This window comes from Pseudomonas sp. GD04158, from assembly GCF_029834875.1.
Taxonomy (GTDB): Bacteria; Pseudomonadota; Gammaproteobacteria; order Pseudomonadales; family Pseudomonadaceae; genus Aquipseudomonas; species Aquipseudomonas hydrolytica.
In genome coordinates this window covers 1-16,121 of sequence record NZ_JAODYT010000025.1, presented here as the reverse complement: position 1 = coordinate 16,121, position 16,121 = coordinate 1, and the positions used below count along the sequence as shown (strand labels likewise).

17 protein-coding genes are annotated in these 16,121 nt (G+C 64.7%); 8 read left to right on the top strand and 9 right to left on the bottom strand.

Annotated features, from left to right (window positions below):
- Positions 1 to 15: 15 nt before the first annotated feature.
- On the bottom strand, positions 16 to 894 hold the full coding sequence (dapA, locus tag N7333_RS11750; RefSeq protein WP_003245112.1) for a 4-hydroxy-tetrahydrodipicolinate synthase: 879 nt from the start codon (positions 892 to 894) through the stop codon (positions 16 to 18).
- A 205-nt stretch (positions 895 to 1,099) separates the two neighbouring features.
- Between dapA and N7333_RS11745 the strand changes: the two genes are divergently transcribed.
- Both N7333_RS11745 and N7333_RS11740 read left to right on the top strand, forming a co-directional pair.
- Positions 1,100 to 1,657 (top strand): glycine cleavage system protein R, encoded by a 558-nt coding sequence (locus tag N7333_RS11745; protein WP_012018186.1) that lies wholly within the window; start codon positions 1,100 to 1,102, stop codon positions 1,655 to 1,657.
- A 146-nt stretch (positions 1,658 to 1,803) separates the two neighbouring features.
- Complete coding sequence (locus tag N7333_RS11740; RefSeq protein WP_012018185.1) at positions 1,804 to 2,277, top strand: peroxiredoxin; 474 nt, start codon at positions 1,804 to 1,806, stop codon at positions 2,275 to 2,277.
- Positions 2,278 to 2,329: 52 nt separating this feature from the next.
- Here N7333_RS11740 and N7333_RS11735 read toward each other — a convergent pair whose 3' ends face one another.
- Both N7333_RS11735 and N7333_RS11730 read right to left on the bottom strand, forming a co-directional pair.
- Positions 2,330 to 3,400 (bottom strand): AI-2E family transporter, encoded by a 1,071-nt coding sequence (locus N7333_RS11735; protein ID WP_096826133.1) that lies wholly within the window; start codon positions 3,398 to 3,400, stop codon positions 2,330 to 2,332.
- Between the two features lie 111 nt (positions 3,401 to 3,511).
- Positions 3,512 to 3,751 carry a sulfurtransferase TusA family protein gene (locus N7333_RS11730; protein WP_003245121.1) on the bottom strand — a complete coding sequence of 80 codons (240 nt, stop codon included), beginning with the start codon at positions 3,749 to 3,751 and terminating at the stop codon, positions 3,512 to 3,514.
- 107 nt (positions 3,752 to 3,858) lie between these two features.
- Here N7333_RS11730 and N7333_RS11725 point away from each other — a divergent pair, with 107 nt between their 5' ends.
- A complete protein-coding gene (locus tag N7333_RS11725) occupies positions 3,859 to 5,292 on the top strand; it encodes a M48 family metalloprotease (protein WP_003245122.1) in 1,434 nt (477 codons plus the stop codon).
- Between the two features lie 47 nt (positions 5,293 to 5,339).
- Here the strand turns inward: N7333_RS11725 and N7333_RS11720 are convergent, their stop codons facing one another.
- A complete protein-coding gene (locus N7333_RS11720; RefSeq protein ID WP_129484170.1) occupies positions 5,340 to 7,043 on the bottom strand; it encodes an amidase in 1,704 nt (567 codons plus the stop codon).
- Positions 7,044 to 7,199: 156 nt separating this feature from the next.
- Complete coding sequence (locus tag N7333_RS11715; protein WP_129484169.1) at positions 7,200 to 7,592, bottom strand: hypothetical protein; 393 nt, start codon at positions 7,590 to 7,592, stop codon at positions 7,200 to 7,202.
- A 171-nt stretch (positions 7,593 to 7,763) separates the two neighbouring features.
- Here N7333_RS11715 and N7333_RS11710 point away from each other — a divergent pair, with 171 nt between their 5' ends.
- Entirely contained in the window at positions 7,764 to 8,156 is a 393-nt protein-coding gene (locus tag N7333_RS11710) for a GFA family protein (protein ID WP_012018181.1), read from the top strand.
- Between the two features lie 9 nt (positions 8,157 to 8,165).
- Here the strand turns inward: N7333_RS11710 and N7333_RS11705 are convergent, their stop codons facing one another.
- Positions 8,166 to 8,876: a class I SAM-dependent methyltransferase gene (locus N7333_RS11705; RefSeq protein WP_129484168.1), complete on the bottom strand. Its 711-nt coding sequence runs from the start codon at positions 8,874 to 8,876 to the stop codon at positions 8,166 to 8,168.
- A gap of 164 nt (positions 8,877 to 9,040) precedes the next feature.
- Here N7333_RS11705 and N7333_RS11700 point away from each other — a divergent pair, with 164 nt between their 5' ends.
- Positions 9,041 to 10,105 (top strand): AI-2E family transporter, encoded by a 1,065-nt coding sequence (locus tag N7333_RS11700; RefSeq protein ID WP_041772846.1) that lies wholly within the window; start codon positions 9,041 to 9,043, stop codon positions 10,103 to 10,105.
- Positions 10,106 to 10,201: 96 nt separating this feature from the next.
- Here N7333_RS11700 and N7333_RS11695 read toward each other — a convergent pair whose 3' ends face one another.
- Positions 10,202 to 10,966: an SDR family oxidoreductase gene (locus N7333_RS11695; protein WP_129484167.1), complete on the bottom strand. Its 765-nt coding sequence runs from the start codon at positions 10,964 to 10,966 to the stop codon at positions 10,202 to 10,204.
- Positions 10,967 to 11,190: 224 nt separating this feature from the next.
- Here N7333_RS11695 and N7333_RS11690 point away from each other — a divergent pair, with 224 nt between their 5' ends.
- Positions 11,191 to 12,141, top strand: a complete 951-nt coding sequence (locus N7333_RS11690) for an AraC family transcriptional regulator (protein ID WP_129484166.1) — start codon at positions 11,191 to 11,193, stop codon at positions 12,139 to 12,141.
- A 95-nt stretch (positions 12,142 to 12,236) separates the two neighbouring features.
- Here the strand turns inward: N7333_RS11690 and N7333_RS11685 are convergent, their stop codons facing one another.
- On the bottom strand, positions 12,237 to 12,581 hold the full coding sequence (locus N7333_RS11685; protein WP_012018175.1) for a hypothetical protein: 345 nt from the start codon (positions 12,579 to 12,581) through the stop codon (positions 12,237 to 12,239).
- 601 nt (positions 12,582 to 13,182) lie between these two features.
- Here N7333_RS11685 and N7333_RS11680 point away from each other — a divergent pair.
- On the top strand, positions 13,183 to 13,728 hold the full coding sequence (locus N7333_RS11680) for a hypothetical protein (RefSeq protein ID WP_012018174.1): 546 nt from the start codon (positions 13,183 to 13,185) through the stop codon (positions 13,726 to 13,728).
- A gap of 195 nt (positions 13,729 to 13,923) precedes the next feature.
- Entirely contained in the window at positions 13,924 to 14,484 is a 561-nt protein-coding gene (locus N7333_RS11675; RefSeq protein WP_003245142.1) for a type 1 glutamine amidotransferase domain-containing protein, read from the top strand.
- 50 nt (positions 14,485 to 14,534) lie between these two features.
- On the opposite strand, the gene N7333_RS11670 is transcribed toward N7333_RS11675, so the two are convergent.
- Positions 14,535 to 16,115 carry a diguanylate cyclase gene (locus tag N7333_RS11670; protein WP_279858867.1) on the bottom strand — a complete coding sequence of 527 codons (1,581 nt, stop codon included), beginning with the start codon at positions 16,113 to 16,115 and terminating at the stop codon, positions 14,535 to 14,537.
- Between the last annotated feature and the right edge of the window lie 6 nt (positions 16,116 to 16,121).

The following is a 16,121-nucleotide window of genomic DNA, read 5'->3' as shown; positions in this document are numbered from 1 at the left end:
CGTAGAATCCTTAGGTTAAGCCAATACGCCGCACTGGCGCATGGCCTGGCGCAGCGGTTCGTGACAGCGCGGGCTGAGCCAGGTCAGCGGCAGACGGATGCCGTCGCCCATCAGGCCCATTTCGTGCAGCGCCCATTTCACCGGAATCGGGTTGGACTCGAGGAACAGCGCCTTGTGCAGGGGCATCAGGCGGTCATTGATGGCGCGGGCGATGGCGGCTTCGCCACGCATGGCGGCGGCGCACAGATCGCTCATGGCGCGCGGCGCTACGTTGGCGGTGACGGAGATGTTGCCCTTGCCGCCCAGCAACATCAGCTCGACGGCGGTGGCGTCATCGCCGGAGTAGACGAGGAAATCCTTGCTGACGCGATCCAGCACTTCCTGGGCGCGCTGCAGGTCGCCGGTTGCTTCCTTGATGCCGATGATGTTGTCGATCTTCGACAGACGCTCGACGGTCTCCGGCAGCATGTCGCAGACGGTACGGCCCGGCACGTTGTAGAGGATCTGCGGAATGGCGACGGCTTCGGCGATGTGGCGGAAGTGCAGGTACAGGCCTTCCTGGGTCGGCTTGTTGTAGTACGGGGTCACCAGCAGGCAGGCATCGGCGCCGACCTCCTTGGCTGCGCGGGTCAGTTCCACCGACTCGCGGGTGGAGTTGCCGCCTGTGCCGGCGATCACCGGGATGCGCCCGGCCACCTGATCGACCACGCGCTTGATCACTTCGATGTGCTCACCCACGTCCAGCGTGGCGGACTCACCCGTGGTGCCGACCGCGACGATGGCATTGGTGCCCTCCTGCAGGTGGAAATCCACCAATTTGCTCAGGGCCTCCCAATCCAGACCACCCTGTGCATCCATGGGCGTGACCAGTGCCACCATACTGCCCGCAATCATGCAACCGCTCCTGCCGGAAAAATTGAGCCGTAATGGTACTGGTGCCACCAGTCCGGCACAAGCAACGGACAAGGCCCTAACGGCTCGGCTTGTCGGCCCATGCGCATGGTCCCCGGCATTCCCCTCGGCGGTGCTTTTCGCTAACCTGCTGTCTTTGGTCTGCGGTGTGTCGTGCGCAGACCGTTCATCGCTTTAGGAAGGCTGCATGTCCACCCCCCCCGTTCGCGAACAATTCCTCGTCATCAGCGCTCTCGGCCCCGACGCCATGGCCCTGACCAACCTGCTCAGCCGCGCCTGTCACGAGAACCGTTGCGCGGTGATCAGCACCCGCCTGAGCCGTCATGGCGAATACAGTGCGCTGGTGCTGCAAGTCTCCGGCAGCTGGGACGCTCTGGCGCGCCTGGAGTCGAGCCTGCCGCTATTGGCCAAGAAGAGCGACTTTTCGGTCAGCATGATTCGCAGCGCCGCCGCCGAGGCCCGCCCGCAGGCGCTGCCCTACGTGGCTTACGTCAGCGCCGTGTATCGCCCGGACATCCTCAACGAGCTGTGTCAGTTCTTCATCGACCATCGCGTCGAGCTGGAGAATCTCACCTGCGATACCTACCAGGCCCCGCAGACCGGCGGCACCATGCTCAACGCCACGCTGACCGTGACCCTGCCGGCCGGCACCCAGATCAGCTGGCTGCGCGATCAGTTCCTCGATTTCGCCGATGCGCTGAATCTGGATGCGCTGATCGAACCCTGGCGCCCGCAGAATCCATGACGATCTGCTGCGCGTCGGCCCTGCTGCGTTAGAAACAGGTTCGGCCTGCTCATTTACAACTCGTAAACTCCGCGGCCTCACCTGCTTCTGCCTTGCATGGCTCTAGCTCGCGAGATCGCCGACAACCTCTAAATGAAGGAGTTTTCATGTCCGTTGAACTCGACAAACCCGTTGCCGACTTCCAGGCCGAGGCCACCAGCGGCAAGCAGGTCAAGCTGTCCGACCTCAAGGGGCAGCAGGTCGTGCTGTATTTCTACCCCAAGGACGCCACCCCGGGCTGCACCACCGAGGGCATGGACTTCCGTGCCCGCTTCGCCCAGTTCCAGGCCGCCAATACGCTGATCTTCGGCGTTTCCATGGACAGCCTGAAGAAGCACGAAAGCTTCAAGTGCAAGCAGGAGTTCCCCTTCGAGCTGATCAGCGACGAGGAGCACAAGCTGTGCGAGCAGTTCGGCGTGTATCAGCTGAAGAAGAACTACGGCAAGGAATACATGGGCATCGTGCGCAGCACCTTCCTGATCGACAAGAACGGCGTGCTGCGCCAGGAATGGCGCAACGTGAAGGTCGCCGGCCATGTCGACAAGGTGCTGGAAGCCGCAGAAGCCCTGAACAAGGCGTGACCCCGCACCGCCAGAAAAAAGGCCGCAATTGCGGCCTTTTTTTTGTGCGTCCCTAGTTCAACTCGATGGCTTCCGGCTCGGCGCGCGGCCAGGCATTGAGCACCGCCTTGAACAGGGTGGCCAGGGGGATGGCGAAGAACACGCCCCAGAAGCCCCACAAACCGCCGAACAGCAGCACGGCGCAGATGATCGCCACCGGGTGCAGATTGACCGCCTCGGAGAACAGCAGCGGCACCAGCACGTTACCGTCCAGCGCCTGGATGATGCCGTAGATCACCATCAGATAGAGGAACTGATCGCTCCAGCCCCACTGGAACAGGCCGATCAGCGCCACCGGCACCGTTACCACCACCGCGCCGATGTAGGGCACCACCACCGACAGGCCGACCAGCAGCGCCAACAGCGCGGCGTAATTGAGCCCGAGGAAGGCGAAGGCGATGTAGGTCACCACCCCGCAGATGATGATCTCGATGAACTTGCCACGGATGTAGTTGGCGATCTGCTGGTTCATCTCCTGCGCGACCTGGGTAATCAGCGCGCGCTCGCGCGGCAGATAGCCGCGGAACCACTGGCCGATCTGCTCACGGTCCTTGAGGAAGAAGAACACCAGAATCGGCACCAGCACCAGATAGATCATGATGCTGACCAGCATCGGCAGGCTGGACAGCGAGAACGACAGCGCCCACTGGCCGAACTTGCCGGCCTCGCCGCGCATGCTGTCGATCAGCTGCACCACCTGCTCGTCGGTGATCAGGCTCGGGTAGCGCTCCGGCAGCAGCAGGAACACCGCCTGCCACTCGGCCGCCATGCGCGGCAGCTCGTTGAACAGAGTGCTCAGCTGATGCCAGAGCAGCGGCATCAGCACCAGCATGAACATGGTCAAGCCTCCCAGAAACAGCGCAAAGACCAGCCACACCGCCAGAATCTGCGGCACCTTCAGGCGCTCCAGGCCATTGACCAGCCCCTGCATGAGGAAGGCCAGCACCAAACCGGTGAGCACCGGCGCGAGCATGCCGCCGAGCGTGAGCACCACGGCGAACCCCAGCACCAACAGCACCGCCAGCACCACCGCCTGCTCATCGGAGAAGTAACGATGCAGCCAACTACGCAAAACCTTGACCATAGAATTCCTTAACGGGGAGAAACCGGCTCTTTCACTACGCCAGCCATGTGAAAAATGGCGCACGCCGTGAATGAATGACCACTGGGATGTGTTTCAAGCTGCGACAGCCGCTCAGGCCTTGCGCAGCCAGTAGCGGTAGACGCCCGCCTCGACCTCTTCATGCAGCAGCGCATGCCCTGCCAGGCTGGCGAAGGCGCGAAAATCCCGCTGCGAACCGGCATCGGTGGCGCTGACCTTGAGCACGGCACCGCTGCCCAGGCGATTGAGTTCGAGCTTGGCCTTGAGCAACGGCAGCGGGCAGCTCAGCCCGCAGGCGTCCAGTTCGGCATCGAAGGCCGGTACGTCTGTCATCGTCTACTCCATAAAGAGGGCTAGGATACCCAAGCCGCTGCAACCCTGGCCAGCGCGGTAGCTGGCCGGCTACAGTATCTCCTTTGCCGCCCGAGAGCCTTGAGTGCATGACATTTCTGCGCCCCACCCTGCTGACGCTCGCCTGCCTGTTCGCCGCCCACACGGGTGCCAGTGACCTGCCGTCGCTGGGCGACGCCAGTTCCTCGATCGTCTCGCCGCAACAGGAGCATCAGCTCGGCCGCGCCTGGCTCGGCCTGCTGCGCGGCCAGGTGTCCCAACTGGACGACCCGCAGCTCAAGGACTTCGTCGAATCCAGCGTCTACCGCCTGGCGGAAACCAGCCAGCTGCAGGACCGCCGCCTGGAATTCGTGCTGCTCAACAGCCCGCAGCTGAACGCCTTCGCCGCACCAGGCGGCATCGTCGGGGTCAACGGCGGCCTGTTCCTCTATGCCCAGACCGAAGCCGAGTACGCCTCGGTGATGGCGCACGAACTGGCGCACCTGTCGCAGCGCCACTTCGCCCGCGGCGTAGAGGCCCAGCAGCGCATGCAACTGCCGGTGATGGCCGCCATGCTCGCCGGCATCGTCGCCGCCGCGGCAGGCGCCGGCGATGCCGGCATGGCCACCATCTTCTCCGCCCAGGCCGCCGCGATTCAGGAACAACGGCGCTTTTCCCGGCAGAACGAACAGGAGGCCGACCGCATCGGCCTGGTCAACCTGGAAAAGGCCGGCTACGACCCACGCGCCATGCCGATGATGTTCGAACGGCTGATGCGCCAGTACCGCTATGACGCCAAGCCGCCGGAGTTCCTGCTGACTCACCCGGTGTCCGAATCGCGTATCGCCGACACCCGCAACCGTGCCGAGCAGTACCCGGCCAAGGGCCGCGAAGACAGCCTGCGCTACCAGCTGATGCGCGCCCGCGTGCAGCTGACCTACGAGGAAACCCCGGGGGTGGCAGCCAAGCGCTTCCGCGCCATGCTCGACGAAAACCCGGGCCTGGACGCCGCCCGCTACGGCCTGGTGCTGGCGCAGATGAAAACCGGCCAGCTTGGCGAAGCCGCGCAGACCCTGGCCCCGCTGCTAAGCAAGGCGCCGGATGACATCGTCTACAACCTGGCGCAGATCGAACTGGACATGGCCGCCAACCGCCTGGATGCCGCCGAGCGCCGGCAGGAGCGCATGTTCACCCTCTACCCCAGCAACTACCCGCTGCAGCAGACGCGCATCGACCTGTTGCTCAAGCAGCAGCGCACCCGCGACGCCGAACGCGCGCTGGACAACCTGCTCAAGAGCCGGCCGAAGGATCCGGACGTCTGGTATCAGGTCGCCGAGGTACGCGGCCTGAGCGGCAACACCGTCGGCCTGCACCAGGCCCGCGCCGAGTTCTTCGCTCTGGTGGGGGACTACAACCAGGCCATCGAACAGCTCGACTTCGCCAAGCGCCGCGCCAGCAACAACTTCCAGATGGCCTCGCGCATCGACGCGCGCCAGCGCGAACTGGCCGAAGAGAAACGTCTGGTGGAGCAGATGCTGCGCTGATCCAACCGTGAACGCCTGAACCGCGGCTCAGGCGTCACGAGCGGCGTTCACGCCAAGGGCGGGGTGCGCGGCGGGATCAGGCGCTTGCTGCCGGTGGACTCGTAGGCCGCCGCCAGTCGCAGCAGCGCCGAGTCGTCGTAAGCGCGGCCGACGAAGGTCAGCCCCACCGGCATGCCGATGTCGGCCATCACGCCCATCGGCACGGTCACGGTCGGCACACCCAGGTGACGAATCGCCAGGTTGCCGTTGGCCACCCATACGCCATTGCTCCAGGCGATGTCCGCCGATGCCGGGTTGACGTCGGCATCGGCCGGGCCGACGTCGGCCACGGTGGGGAACAGCACCGCGTCCAGGCCCAGCTCGTCCATCCAGTCTTCCAGGTCGATCTTGCGGGTGCGCTCCAGGCCGCGCAGGCCGTCGGGCAGCGTGGCGATCTGATCCCAGGGTTTGATGCCGCGCTTGGCCATGTTGACGTACTCGTCCATGCCCGCCGCCAGGTCGCCCTCGCGGTTCGGCAGCGTGCCGGGGTCGTGCGGGAAGATCTGCGGGCCGTCCACATCGGCCAGGCGATTGAGCTTCGGGTCGCCATTGGCGCGCAGGAAGTCGTCGAAGGCCCAGCCGCTCAGCTCCCACAGCTCGTCATGGAGGAATTCCGGGCTGACGATGCCGCGGTTGAACACCGTCGGCGCGCCGGGGCGGTCGCCCTCGCAGTTCGACACCAGCGGGAAGTCCACTTCCACCACTTCGGCGCCGGCCGCTTCCAGCGCCTCGCGCGCCGCCTCCCACAGGGCGATCACCGTCGGCCGGGTGTGGATGCGCTGGCCGGTCGGCCCGCCGATACCCGGGTTCTCGCTGGTACCGGCCAGCTCGTCCTTGTTGATAAACATCTTCGGTACGCCCAGGCGCTTGCCGGCCAGCGCTTCGGGCTTGGCTGCCAGCGCCAGGTAGGACGCGGGACGCACCTCGGAGGCTTTCGGGATCGGCACCCAGGGCTGCAAACGCCACAGGTCGCCACGGGTGTCCGGATCGTCGGCGACCACCACGTCGAGCACCTGCAGCAGGTCGGCCATGGTGCGGGCGTAGGGTACCACCACGTCCATGGTCGGCGTCAGCGGCCAGTTGCCGCGCACCGAGATCACCCCGCGCGAAGGCGTGTAGGCGCACAGGCCGTTGTTCGAGGCCGGGCCGCGCCCGCTGGACCAGGTTTCCTCGGCCAGGCCGAAGGCGGAGAAGCTGGCGGCGGTCGCCGTACCGGCGCCGTTGGACGAACCCGAGGCGAACGGCGCGGTGAGGTAATCGGCGTTGTACGGGCTTTCCGCACGGCCGTAGACGCCGCGCTGCATGCCGCCGTTGGCCATCGGTGGCATATTGGTCTTGCCCAGGCAGATGGCGCCGGCCGCGCGCAGACGCTCGATGGTGAAGGCGTCGCGCTGCGCCACCAGATCCTTGAACGCCGGGCTGCCCGAGGCGGCCGTCAGGCCCTTGACCAGGTAGCTGTCCTTGGCGGTGTAGGGGATGCCATCGAGCGGGCCGAGCGTTTCACCACGGGCGCGGCGCGCATCGGAGGCCTCGGCCTCCTTCAGCGCATCGGGGTTGCGCACCACCACCGCGTTGAGTCGGGTCGGCGTGTTCGGCCCGTCATAGGCATCGATACGCGCCAGATAGGCCTTGACCAGTTCGACCGCCGTGGTGCGGCCGGACTCCAGCGCGGCACGCAGCTCGGCGATGGAAACTTCGGTTACCTCGATCATGGTGTCATCACTCGCAGATGGCGGGCTGCCGGCCTGGGCAGCCCGAAACAGGGAAGAAGGCGTTTCATCGCCGCCGCCGTTCGCAGGTCGGCGCACGACCAAACATGGGCCAGATGATACATCCCCCCGCTTGCCGGGTAACCGGGCGCCGGGCCGTCAGGGAATGGCGATGGGCACGATGTCCACCCGCCCCGCGCGGGCGATCAGCTGGAACGCGCGCACCTGCGCATCGCCAAAGCCGCGCTCGTTGGTGAAACGGTCATGCACCAGCACGATCAGGTCCGGATAGGGAGATACCCCGGGGTTGAAGTGCCCCACCGAGAGCAGCTCGACCGTTTCCCGCCGCACCAGCGGAGGCGCGAAGCGCACCAGCTCGCCCCGGTAGTAGAGGCGGTAGTGCGTGCGCGGGCCGATGGACGCATGCTGCTGCGTCACCTGGCGGATCGACCAGTCGCCGCCCTGCTCATGGATCACCCGCTCGGAAACGCCATGGCCGCAGCCGGGCAGCCAGGCAAAGCCCAACGCCAGAAGAATGTGCAAAGGTTTCATCACGCATCCCTGTGCCGATAAAGAAGATAGGCGCCGCCAGCCGGCTCCGTACCAGCCAAGCGTAGCTGCCCGACAGGCAAACCACCGCAACCATGGGAAAGTCGTTCACCTGAACACTGGCCAGTCCCCTGCTATGTTCAACTGCTCAACGCGAAACGGGAGAACAACGCCATGTCCCAGGTCACCGGCGGCTGCCTTTGCGGCCAGATACGCCTCGAAGCCACCGGCCAGCCCTACCGGGTTGGCGTCTGCCACTGCATGGATTGTCGCAAGCACCACGGCGCCCTCTTCCATGCCTCGGCGATCTTTCCGCAGAGCGCGGTAAAGATCGAGGGCGAAACCGCTCACTACGCCGGCCGGCACTTCTGCCCGCACTGCGGCTCATCGGTGTTCGGGCGCACGGCGGACGAGATCGAAGTGAACCTCGGCACGCTGGACGCCCCCGACCAGTTCGCCCCCACCTACGAGCTGTGGACCATCCGCCGCGAGGCCTGGCTGCCGCCTTTCCCCTTGCAGCGTCACTATCAACGGGATCGTGACGAGAGCCAGCGCTTCGAAGGCTAGCGCCGCGCGCTACGCCTCGCCCGCACCATCGGCCCAGCAGATCCAGGCATGCATCAGCCCGGCCTGGAAAAACTGCACCGGCGCCGCAAAACCGGCCGCCTGGATGATGTCGGCCACCTGCTGCGCCGGCAGCACTGCCACGTCCGTGGCATAGGCCGCACGTGCCCGCTCCAGCATCTGCGGGTCGACGCCGGCCGAAGACATCAGGGTCATCCAGCTGTGCAGCAGCCGTTCGTAGGCAGGCGACCGAGTGTCGGCCGCGAGGTCCGCGTTGGCCAGCAGCCCGCCAGGCTTCAGCCGCTGCGCGATCTGCCGGAAGAAGCCGGTACGCGCCTGTGCGTCGGTGAAGAACTGCGACACCAGAAAGCAGGTGGCGCCGTCATAGGCCTGACCTGCCTCCAGCGTTTCGAGATAGCCCTGATGAAAATCGCAACGGTCGAGGAAGCCGCCTTGCCGTGCGCGCTGGCGGCACACGTCCAGCATCGCGCCAGAGGGATCGAGGGCGGTGAAGCGCCAGTTGGGGAAGCGCTCGGCCAGATGGGCGATCTCCGCTCCGGTACCGGCACCGACGCAGAGAATCCGCGCCTCTTGCGGCAGGCCGACGAACAGCGAATCGAGCAGGAAGTACAGGGTATTGCGGATGGGCGCCATACCCGCCCACTGTTTGTCGTAGCCTGCGGCCTGTTGATCGAACAGCGCCTTGAGTTCTTCTTCGGTCATGCAGCACCTTCCTTTGCAGTTTGAGGACGGCCGCGCCGAGCGCGGCGTTTCATCCAGTATCCCAGAGCTGTCAAGCCCCTCCACTCTGAAGGCAGGGCAACTTTTCCGCACTTTGTTCGCGGCACGGGGGACTAACAGGCATGAGCCAACCCTGCGAACCGACCATGCCCAGCCCATCCGTCGAACACAAAGCCTTCATCCTGCTGCTCGCCCTGGTGACCATCGCCTTCTTCTGGATACTGCTGCCCTTCTATGGCGCCGTGTTCTGGGCCATCGTGCTGGCCGTGGTGTTCGCGCCGCTGCAACAGCGCCTGGCCCGCCGCTTCGGCGGCAGAGGCAACCTGTCGGCGCTGCTGACGCTGATCGTCTGCCTGCTGGTGGCGATTCTGCCGGTGATCTTCGTCATCTCGGCGGTGGTGGCCGAAGGCACCAGCCTCTACCAGCGCCTGGAATCGGGGGAACTGGATATCGGTGCCTACGTCACCAACACCATCGAAATGCTGCCGCCGTTCATGCAGGACCAGCTCCACCGCTTCGGCATGAGCAACCTCGAAGGCCTGCGCGAGCAGATCTCCAAGGGCGCCATGGCCGGCAGTCAGTACCTGGCGACCAAGGTGTTCGTCATCGGCCAGATGACTTTCGAGTTTCTCATCGGCTTCTTCATCATGCTGTACCTGCTGTTCTTCCTGCTGCGCGATGGTCGGACCCTGGCGCGCGACGTCCGCACCGCGGTGCCGCTGGGGGACACCACCAAGCGCCGCCTGCAGATCAAGTTCACCCGTGTGGTACGCGCCACAGTGAAAGGCAATATCGTCGTGGCGGCCGTCCAGGGCGCCCTCGGCGGCCTGATCCTTTGGGTGCTGGGCCTGCCCAGCCCGCTGCTGTGGGGAGCGCTGATGGCCTTTCTGTCCCTGCTGCCGGCAGTCGGCGCCGGCCTGGTATGGGCGCCGATGGCCGCCTACCTGCTGCTCAGCGGCAGCGTCTGGCAAGGGGTCACGCTGAGCGTATTCGGCGTGCTGGTGATCAGCCTGGTGGACAACATCCTGCGCCCCATCCTGGTCGGCAAGGACACGCGCATGCCCGACTACCTGATCCTGACCTCCACCCTCGGCGGCCTGGCCCTGCTGGGCCTCAACGGTTTCGTGATCGGCCCGCTGGTGGCGGCACTGTTCGTCGCCAGCTGGAATCTGTTTGGCAGCCGGAAAAAGACGGTTCAGCTGCCGCAGTGACAGTCCGGCAGGCAGGTTCTTTTCCTCTGCCTCTCATGCGCCACAAGCGATGCATTTGCGCCAGATGCCCTGGGCGCAAACGCATCCCATTGCCGGTCAGCCGGCCGTCACCGTCATGCCGCCATCGGCCATGACCACCGCGCCAACCATAAAGCTGGCCCGCTCGGAGGCGAGGAATGCCACTACCTCGGCAATCTCCTGCGGCTGAGCCGCACGGCCGATCGGCGCGGCCTCGCCGTGCTGGGCCAGGAAGGCCGGGCCGTCCTCCACCACATCGTTGAGGATGTTGGTCACCACATCTCCCGAACCGACGGCGTTTACCCGAATGCCATGCTCGATGGCCTCGAGCGCCAGCGCACGGGTGAGCTGGGCCAGCGCTCCCTTGGAAGCGGCGTAGGCCGCGATGGTGGGAAAGGCGAAGTACGACGCGTAGGAGGCGATATTGACGATGGCGCCGGACTTGTTCGGCATCATCGCCTTCATCGCTTCGCGGCAATGCAGAAACGCCGCGGTGGCGTTGACGGCCTGGATGCGTTCCCAATCCTGCCGGGTCATGTCCACCACCGCCTTGTTGATGATGATGCCCGCGTTGTTCACCAGGATGTCGAGCCGACCGAACTGTTCGACTGCCAAAGCCACCGCGCGCTCGGCGGCTCCGTCCGCGGTGATGTCGGCCACCAGGGGCGCCAGCCCCGGCTGGGCCAGTTCCTCCACGGCGGGATCGATGTCCTCCGCGATGACCTTGGCCCCGCGCGCATGCAGCAACAGCGCGGTGGCCTTGCCGATACCGCTGGCGGCGCCGGTAACCAGGGCAACCTTGCCCTCGACTTCCTGGGTGATGATGTTCTTGATGTCAGCCATGGTGACTACTCCTCAATTGGGCGAAACGAAACCTTCGTCTGCATGCAACCCCGTGGGGTGCGTTCGAAGACGGCTTCATCCTCTCCCGATTGGCCATGGCGGGCTTTCGCCGCCTTGCGCTGGCTGTCGCGATCTTGCGCTCAATCCGCCTGAGCAGCCGCTGAGACATGCCCGGCGCCCTTGCGCTAACCTGTCCAGCGCCGCCCTGATACCGGGCACCATTGATGGAAGCCTTGCTGGTGAGCCAATCCGAACCTGTCGCCTCTACTGACGCCCTGCGGATTCCGGCCGAGGCCATGTGGCAATACATGCCGGATGGCCGCCCGGCACAGCCCCAGCCGCCTGCCGCGCAGGACGTGGTGCTGCACCTGTTCACGCACCGCAGCATCGCCGAGCCGATCCTTGTGCCGGCGGTGGCCGAACCGCTGCTGGTGATGGTGCTGGCAGGGTCGGCCATCGTCGAAGAGCGCGTGGCGGGCGGCGAATGGGAGCAAACCGAGGTGCGCGTTGGCGACTTCTTCCTCACCAGCACCACGCAACCCTATGAAATGCGCTGGCAAACCAGAGCGGGCGACAGCTTCGAAGTGATGCATCTGTATCTCGCGCCTACGCTGATCGACCGCGCCGCGCACGACCTGGGGCTGCAACAGGCCGGGACGGTAAGCTTCGTCGACGTCTCCGGTGGCCGTGACGACTGGGTACGCATGCTGCTCGAACAGTTGCGTACGGAGCTCACCGGCAGCCGCACGCCGAGTCAGCTGCTCGTGCACAGCCTGGCCCAGGCGCTGGCGATTCATCTGGTGCGAACCTATCGCGCCCCACCGGCCACAGGCAGACGCAGCAACGCCCTGCAGGCCTACAAACTGAGGCGCGTCGTCGACCTGATGAACCAGCATCTGGCGCAAGACTTTTCCCTGTCCAGCCTCGCGCAAGCCGCACAACTGAGCGAATACCACTTCAGCCGGCTGTTCAAACGCGCCACCGGGCTGTCGCCGTCGCACTACTTCATTCGCCTGCGCATGGCACGTGCCCGGCAACTGCTGCTGGAAACCGACCGCAGCGTGATCGATATCGGAATGGAGGTGGGCTACTCGAGCGCCAGCCATTTCTCGCAGGTCTTTCGCCGCGAAGTGGGCATAACGCCGAGCGCCTACCGCGATCCGGGGCGGGATTGAATGTGGTCGATACGTTGTGTGCCTGACGCCAGCCCGACACTTCCATGCAAAGCCGGTCTGGCGTCACGGAGTTCCTTGATGATGGAAACCGGGCTCTAGCGGGTTGCGCAAGGCATCGCCTGGCGTTTCTTCCAAAGCATCTTGGCCGCGGTGGGATTGATCGGGCTACCGCTAAAGGTGGGAAGGGAATATTGGAGTAGCTGATTGCCAATATCTTCCCGATGAACATTTCCCTTGATTATCTTCTGGTTGAGTTTGAATTCATAAACTATCGAACTCAAATCCTTCTCTCGCATCAAGGTGCAGGGATCAAAAACCTTCATGTAAATGCTCTTGCCATTCTGGCTAAGTGACATCAATAACTTCCCGTCGGGGCGCGACTTGAGCGCAACCTCGTGCCCAGGCAATTGTTTGCTCAGGTAACGAATGACGTGATCCATGACATTTGAACTCCATCGCGATTAGTGTGAGCTCATAGGGCAGGATGTATGCCAAGAGTTTCTGAGTTGTAAGCCGTTGAATTTTCTAGGGTGGCCAGGGGCTGCGAGCTTAGAACTGGCGTGCAAAATGCAATAGCCGGCATAAGGCTATCGTGTGGACTGCAATTCCATCGTTACCTGGAAAGATCAACTGCGCTGACGAAAACTGGCGAACTAGCTATTCGCTATTACGCGGCCAGAGCTTTTACCGGGTGTTGGAACTTCAGCTTTCTGACACTCCGAAACTTAATTCACCGTCAATCTCCCCCTGCGCGCACGCGCTAGATGCCATTGCGAAGGCGCAGCAAAAAATCCGAGACACGTTGATGTGTTTGTCGCCCGGTGGCGGGCATCAGACCAGGCGCTCGGAGCTGCAGCTGGAGCAGCCCTGCAAAGCCGGGTGGGCGTCGCTTGTCCGCCGGCTTGCGCATCTTGTCACCTGCACCTGGGCACGTTCACGGGAGAAAAACAGTGAATGACCGCAAGGCCCGCAGTCTAAAGCCTCATTCCCCTGGCAGCCGCTGGCCGAGCGGCAAAGCCCACCTACAGTCGAGCAAAGGCGATGAAAACCTCGCGAATCATTACCACTGAAACCCATGGCGCGCCGCGCGAGGAGCAGGCGGAATTGCTGATTTTCGGCACGCCGAAGGAGCGGCTCGATTTCTATCGACGGGAAATTCAGTACGAAACGAGTCTGCTCGCCGGGCGCACCAATGCCTATCTGACGGCGCAGTCGTTTCTGGTGATCGCCTACGCCTCGTCCATGGCCAACTCCAACGAAAACTGGGGTGCAGTGTTCACCCTGGTGGTCCCCGCCATGCTGACGCTGCTGGGCATCATCAACTCACTGCACGCCTGGCCGGGCATCAGGGCCTCCGCCACCATCGTCGAGCACTGGCACTACAAGCAGGAGCAGCTGCTGCGCAGTGACCCCAAGTTCGGCCATGCCTATGACGACTCGCCACTGTTCAGCGAGCAGGAGGCGAGCCGTGAAAGCACCTACAAGTCCCTGCTGTTCTTTCTGCGTTCGCCCTGGCTGTTCATCGTGTTCTGGGCCGCGCTGGGGGTGTTCTCCCTCTGGTTGCAGTTACCCTCCGCCCATCTGTGAACCTGCCCTGCCGGGGCTTGGCACGCCAGCCCGCTGAAGACCCGGTGCCAATGCCGTACGAGCAGCCCCAGCGATGCGACTAGCGGCCAATCAGTTCGAACTTCTGCGCGCCCCACCCCTCAACCCTGATGCATGCCGCGTTCGCGAACGCGATCAATCACTGCGCCCAACGGCGCATCAGCGGAGGTATTTCCCATGAGTTCGAATCTGCAAGGCAAGAAGGTGCTGTTCATCACTGCCAACAGCGGCATCGAGCGCGACGAGTTGCTCAAGCCGATGCAGGCATTGAAGGATCAGGGCGCAAGCGTCACCCATGCCAGCGTCAAGGGTGGCGAGGCCGAGACCTGGCTGAAGGACAGCGAGAAGGACGTTACCGTGCAGTCCGACACCCAGCTCAAGGGCCTGAGCGCGGCGGACTACGACCTGCTGGTGATCCCCGGGGGTACGGTGAATGCCGACACCCTGCGTCAGGACAGCGATGCCCAGCGCCTGGTGCAGGAGTTTCGCCAAGCGAGCAAGACGGTGGCCGCGATCTGCCATGGCCCCTGGCTGCTGATCGATGCCGGAGTGGTGTCCGGCAAGGCGCTGACCTCCTACTCCAGCGTGCGCACCGACCTGGTGAACGCCGGCGCCGATTGGGTGGATGCCCAGGTCAAGGTTTGCCCCGGGCAGAACTGGAAGTTGATCACCTCGCGCACCCCGGACGATCTGCCAGCCTTCAACGAAGCGCTGAGCCAGGCATTGCAGGCAGCGTAAAGCCTGTCGGCGCACTTCGCGCGCAGCGATGAGGGCGCGGCGGCCTGAGCTCAGTGATGCTCGATGCGATTGCGCCCGCCGCGCTTGGCGCAATACAGGGCCATATCGCTGCGCGACAGGGCGGCTTCGACGCTGGCGTCGCAGCTACTCAGCGATGAGATGCCGACGCTGACGGCGAGGAAGATCTGCTCACCGTCATGCAGGATCGGCGTTCTGGCCAGTTCGCCCTGGACGCGCGTGGCGAACTGCATGGCCTTTGGCAGATCGGCTTCGCTGAGTACCACGGCGAATTCTTCGCCCCCCAGGCGTCCGGCCGTGTCGGTCTTGCGCAACTGGCCACGCAGGATGGCCGCGAAGTGGCGCAGCGCCTGGTCGCCCACGTCGTGGCCCCAGCGGTCGTTGATGGCTTTGAAATGGTCCAGGTCGAACATCAGGATGGCCGCGCTCTGCCCTGGGCTGCGCTGCAGGCGCGCGAGTACGGCTTCGAGCTGGGCCATGAAGTGCCGGCGGTTGGCCAGTTGGGTGAGAAAGTCGGTGGTGGCCAGAGCCTGCAGCTCGCCTTCGATCTGCTTGCGCGCGGTGATGTCGGTCATGAACCCGTGCCAGAGCACGCTGCCATCGTCCTGGCGCCGCGGGCGGGCCTCGCCCTGACACCAGGCGATGTCGCGCCCCGGCGCTTGCACGCGAAACTCCAGGTGCCAGGGCGACAGTCGTTCGGCGCAGTGTTCGAAGGACTCGATAAAGGCTCGGCGATCCTCGGGATGGACGATGGCCGTCAGCGCCTGGGCATCCTCCATCAGCTGCGCGGCGCTCAGCCCACAGATGGCCTGGGCACCGGCGCTGACATAGGTGAAGCACGACTCGCCGCTGGCCGCACGCCGATACTGGAAGACCATGCCGGGAACTTCGTTGGTCAGATCGGTCATCAGGTCCGCGGTCTGCCGCACCCGCTCGGCCAGCATGCGCATGGCGGTGATGTCGGTAGTGGTGCCGATCATGCGCAGCGGCCTGCCCTGGCTGTCGCGCTCGACCACCTTGCCGCGGCTGCACACCCATTTGTACTGGCCATCGCGACAGCGCAGGCGATGCTCGACTTCGTAGGCCGCGGTACGTTGATCCAGATGCGCCTGGATGGTCGCCTTGACGTACTCCAGATCGGCGGGATGCACCCGCGTGTAGCTCTCTTCGATGCGATTGCCGACCTCATGCTCGGCGTAACCCAGCAGCGCCTTCCAGCCGCTGGAGTAATGAATCTCGCCGGTGGCGACGTTGCGGTCCCAGATGCCGGTTCCGCTGCCGGCGATGGCCAGCGCCATGCGCCGCTCGCTATCGCGCAGGGCCGCGATCTCATGGCGCTGCCGGGCTTCGTCCGCCTCCCGCGCCAGCAGCTCGAGCGCCAGGGTGGCGAAGTCCTGCAGCGCCTGGCGCTGGCCGGCGTCCAGTTCGTGCGGTCGTTCGTCGAGCAGGTACAGGGCGCCGAGCCTGCGGCCCTGACTCGCCAGCAGCGGGTAGCGCGCAATCAGGTGCAGAGGGCTGCCAACGCCCCGCGGACTCGCCTGCTGGCCTGGGTCAACGGCCGCATGGCGCGTTGCACCGGCGTCTTCGGCTTCGATGATCTGCGCCCGCTGCAGTTCGCC

Bases quoted from the DNA above. Each gene is read 5' to 3' on its own strand.
- dapA (WP_003245112.1), bottom strand. From the start codon at position 894: ATGATTGCGGGCAGTATGGTGGCACTGGTCACGCCCATGGATGCACAG.
- N7333_RS11745 (WP_012018186.1), top strand. From the start codon at position 1,100: ATGTCCACCCCCCCCGTTCGCGAACAATTCCTCGTCATCAGCGCTCTC.
- N7333_RS11740 (WP_012018185.1), top strand. From the start codon at position 1,804: ATGTCCGTTGAACTCGACAAACCCGTTGCCGACTTCCAGGCCGAGGCC.
- N7333_RS11735 (WP_096826133.1), bottom strand. From the start codon at position 3,400: ATGGTCAAGGTTTTGCGTAGTTGGCTGCATCGTTACTTCTCCGATGAG.
- N7333_RS11730 (WP_003245121.1), bottom strand. From the start codon at position 3,751: ATGACAGACGTACCGGCCTTCGATGCCGAACTGGACGCCTGCGGGCTG.
- N7333_RS11725 (WP_003245122.1), top strand. From the start codon at position 3,859: ATGACATTTCTGCGCCCCACCCTGCTGACGCTCGCCTGCCTGTTCGCC.
- N7333_RS11720 (WP_129484170.1), bottom strand. From the start codon at position 7,043: ATGATCGAGGTAACCGAAGTTTCCATCGCCGAGCTGCGTGCCGCGCTG.
- N7333_RS11715 (WP_129484169.1), bottom strand. From the start codon at position 7,592: ATGAAACCTTTGCACATTCTTCTGGCGTTGGGCTTTGCCTGGCTGCCC.
- N7333_RS11710 (WP_012018181.1), top strand. From the start codon at position 7,764: ATGTCCCAGGTCACCGGCGGCTGCCTTTGCGGCCAGATACGCCTCGAA.
- N7333_RS11705 (WP_129484168.1), bottom strand. From the start codon at position 8,876: ATGACCGAAGAAGAACTCAAGGCGCTGTTCGATCAACAGGCCGCAGGC.
- N7333_RS11700 (WP_041772846.1), top strand. From the start codon at position 9,041: ATGCCCAGCCCATCCGTCGAACACAAAGCCTTCATCCTGCTGCTCGCC.
- N7333_RS11695 (WP_129484167.1), bottom strand. From the start codon at position 10,966: ATGGCTGACATCAAGAACATCATCACCCAGGAAGTCGAGGGCAAGGTT.
- N7333_RS11690 (WP_129484166.1), top strand. From the start codon at position 11,191: ATGGAAGCCTTGCTGGTGAGCCAATCCGAACCTGTCGCCTCTACTGAC.
- N7333_RS11685 (WP_012018175.1), bottom strand. From the start codon at position 12,581: ATGGATCACGTCATTCGTTACCTGAGCAAACAATTGCCTGGGCACGAG.
- N7333_RS11680 (WP_012018174.1), top strand. From the start codon at position 13,183: ATGAAAACCTCGCGAATCATTACCACTGAAACCCATGGCGCGCCGCGC.
- N7333_RS11675 (WP_003245142.1), top strand. From the start codon at position 13,924: ATGAGTTCGAATCTGCAAGGCAAGAAGGTGCTGTTCATCACTGCCAAC.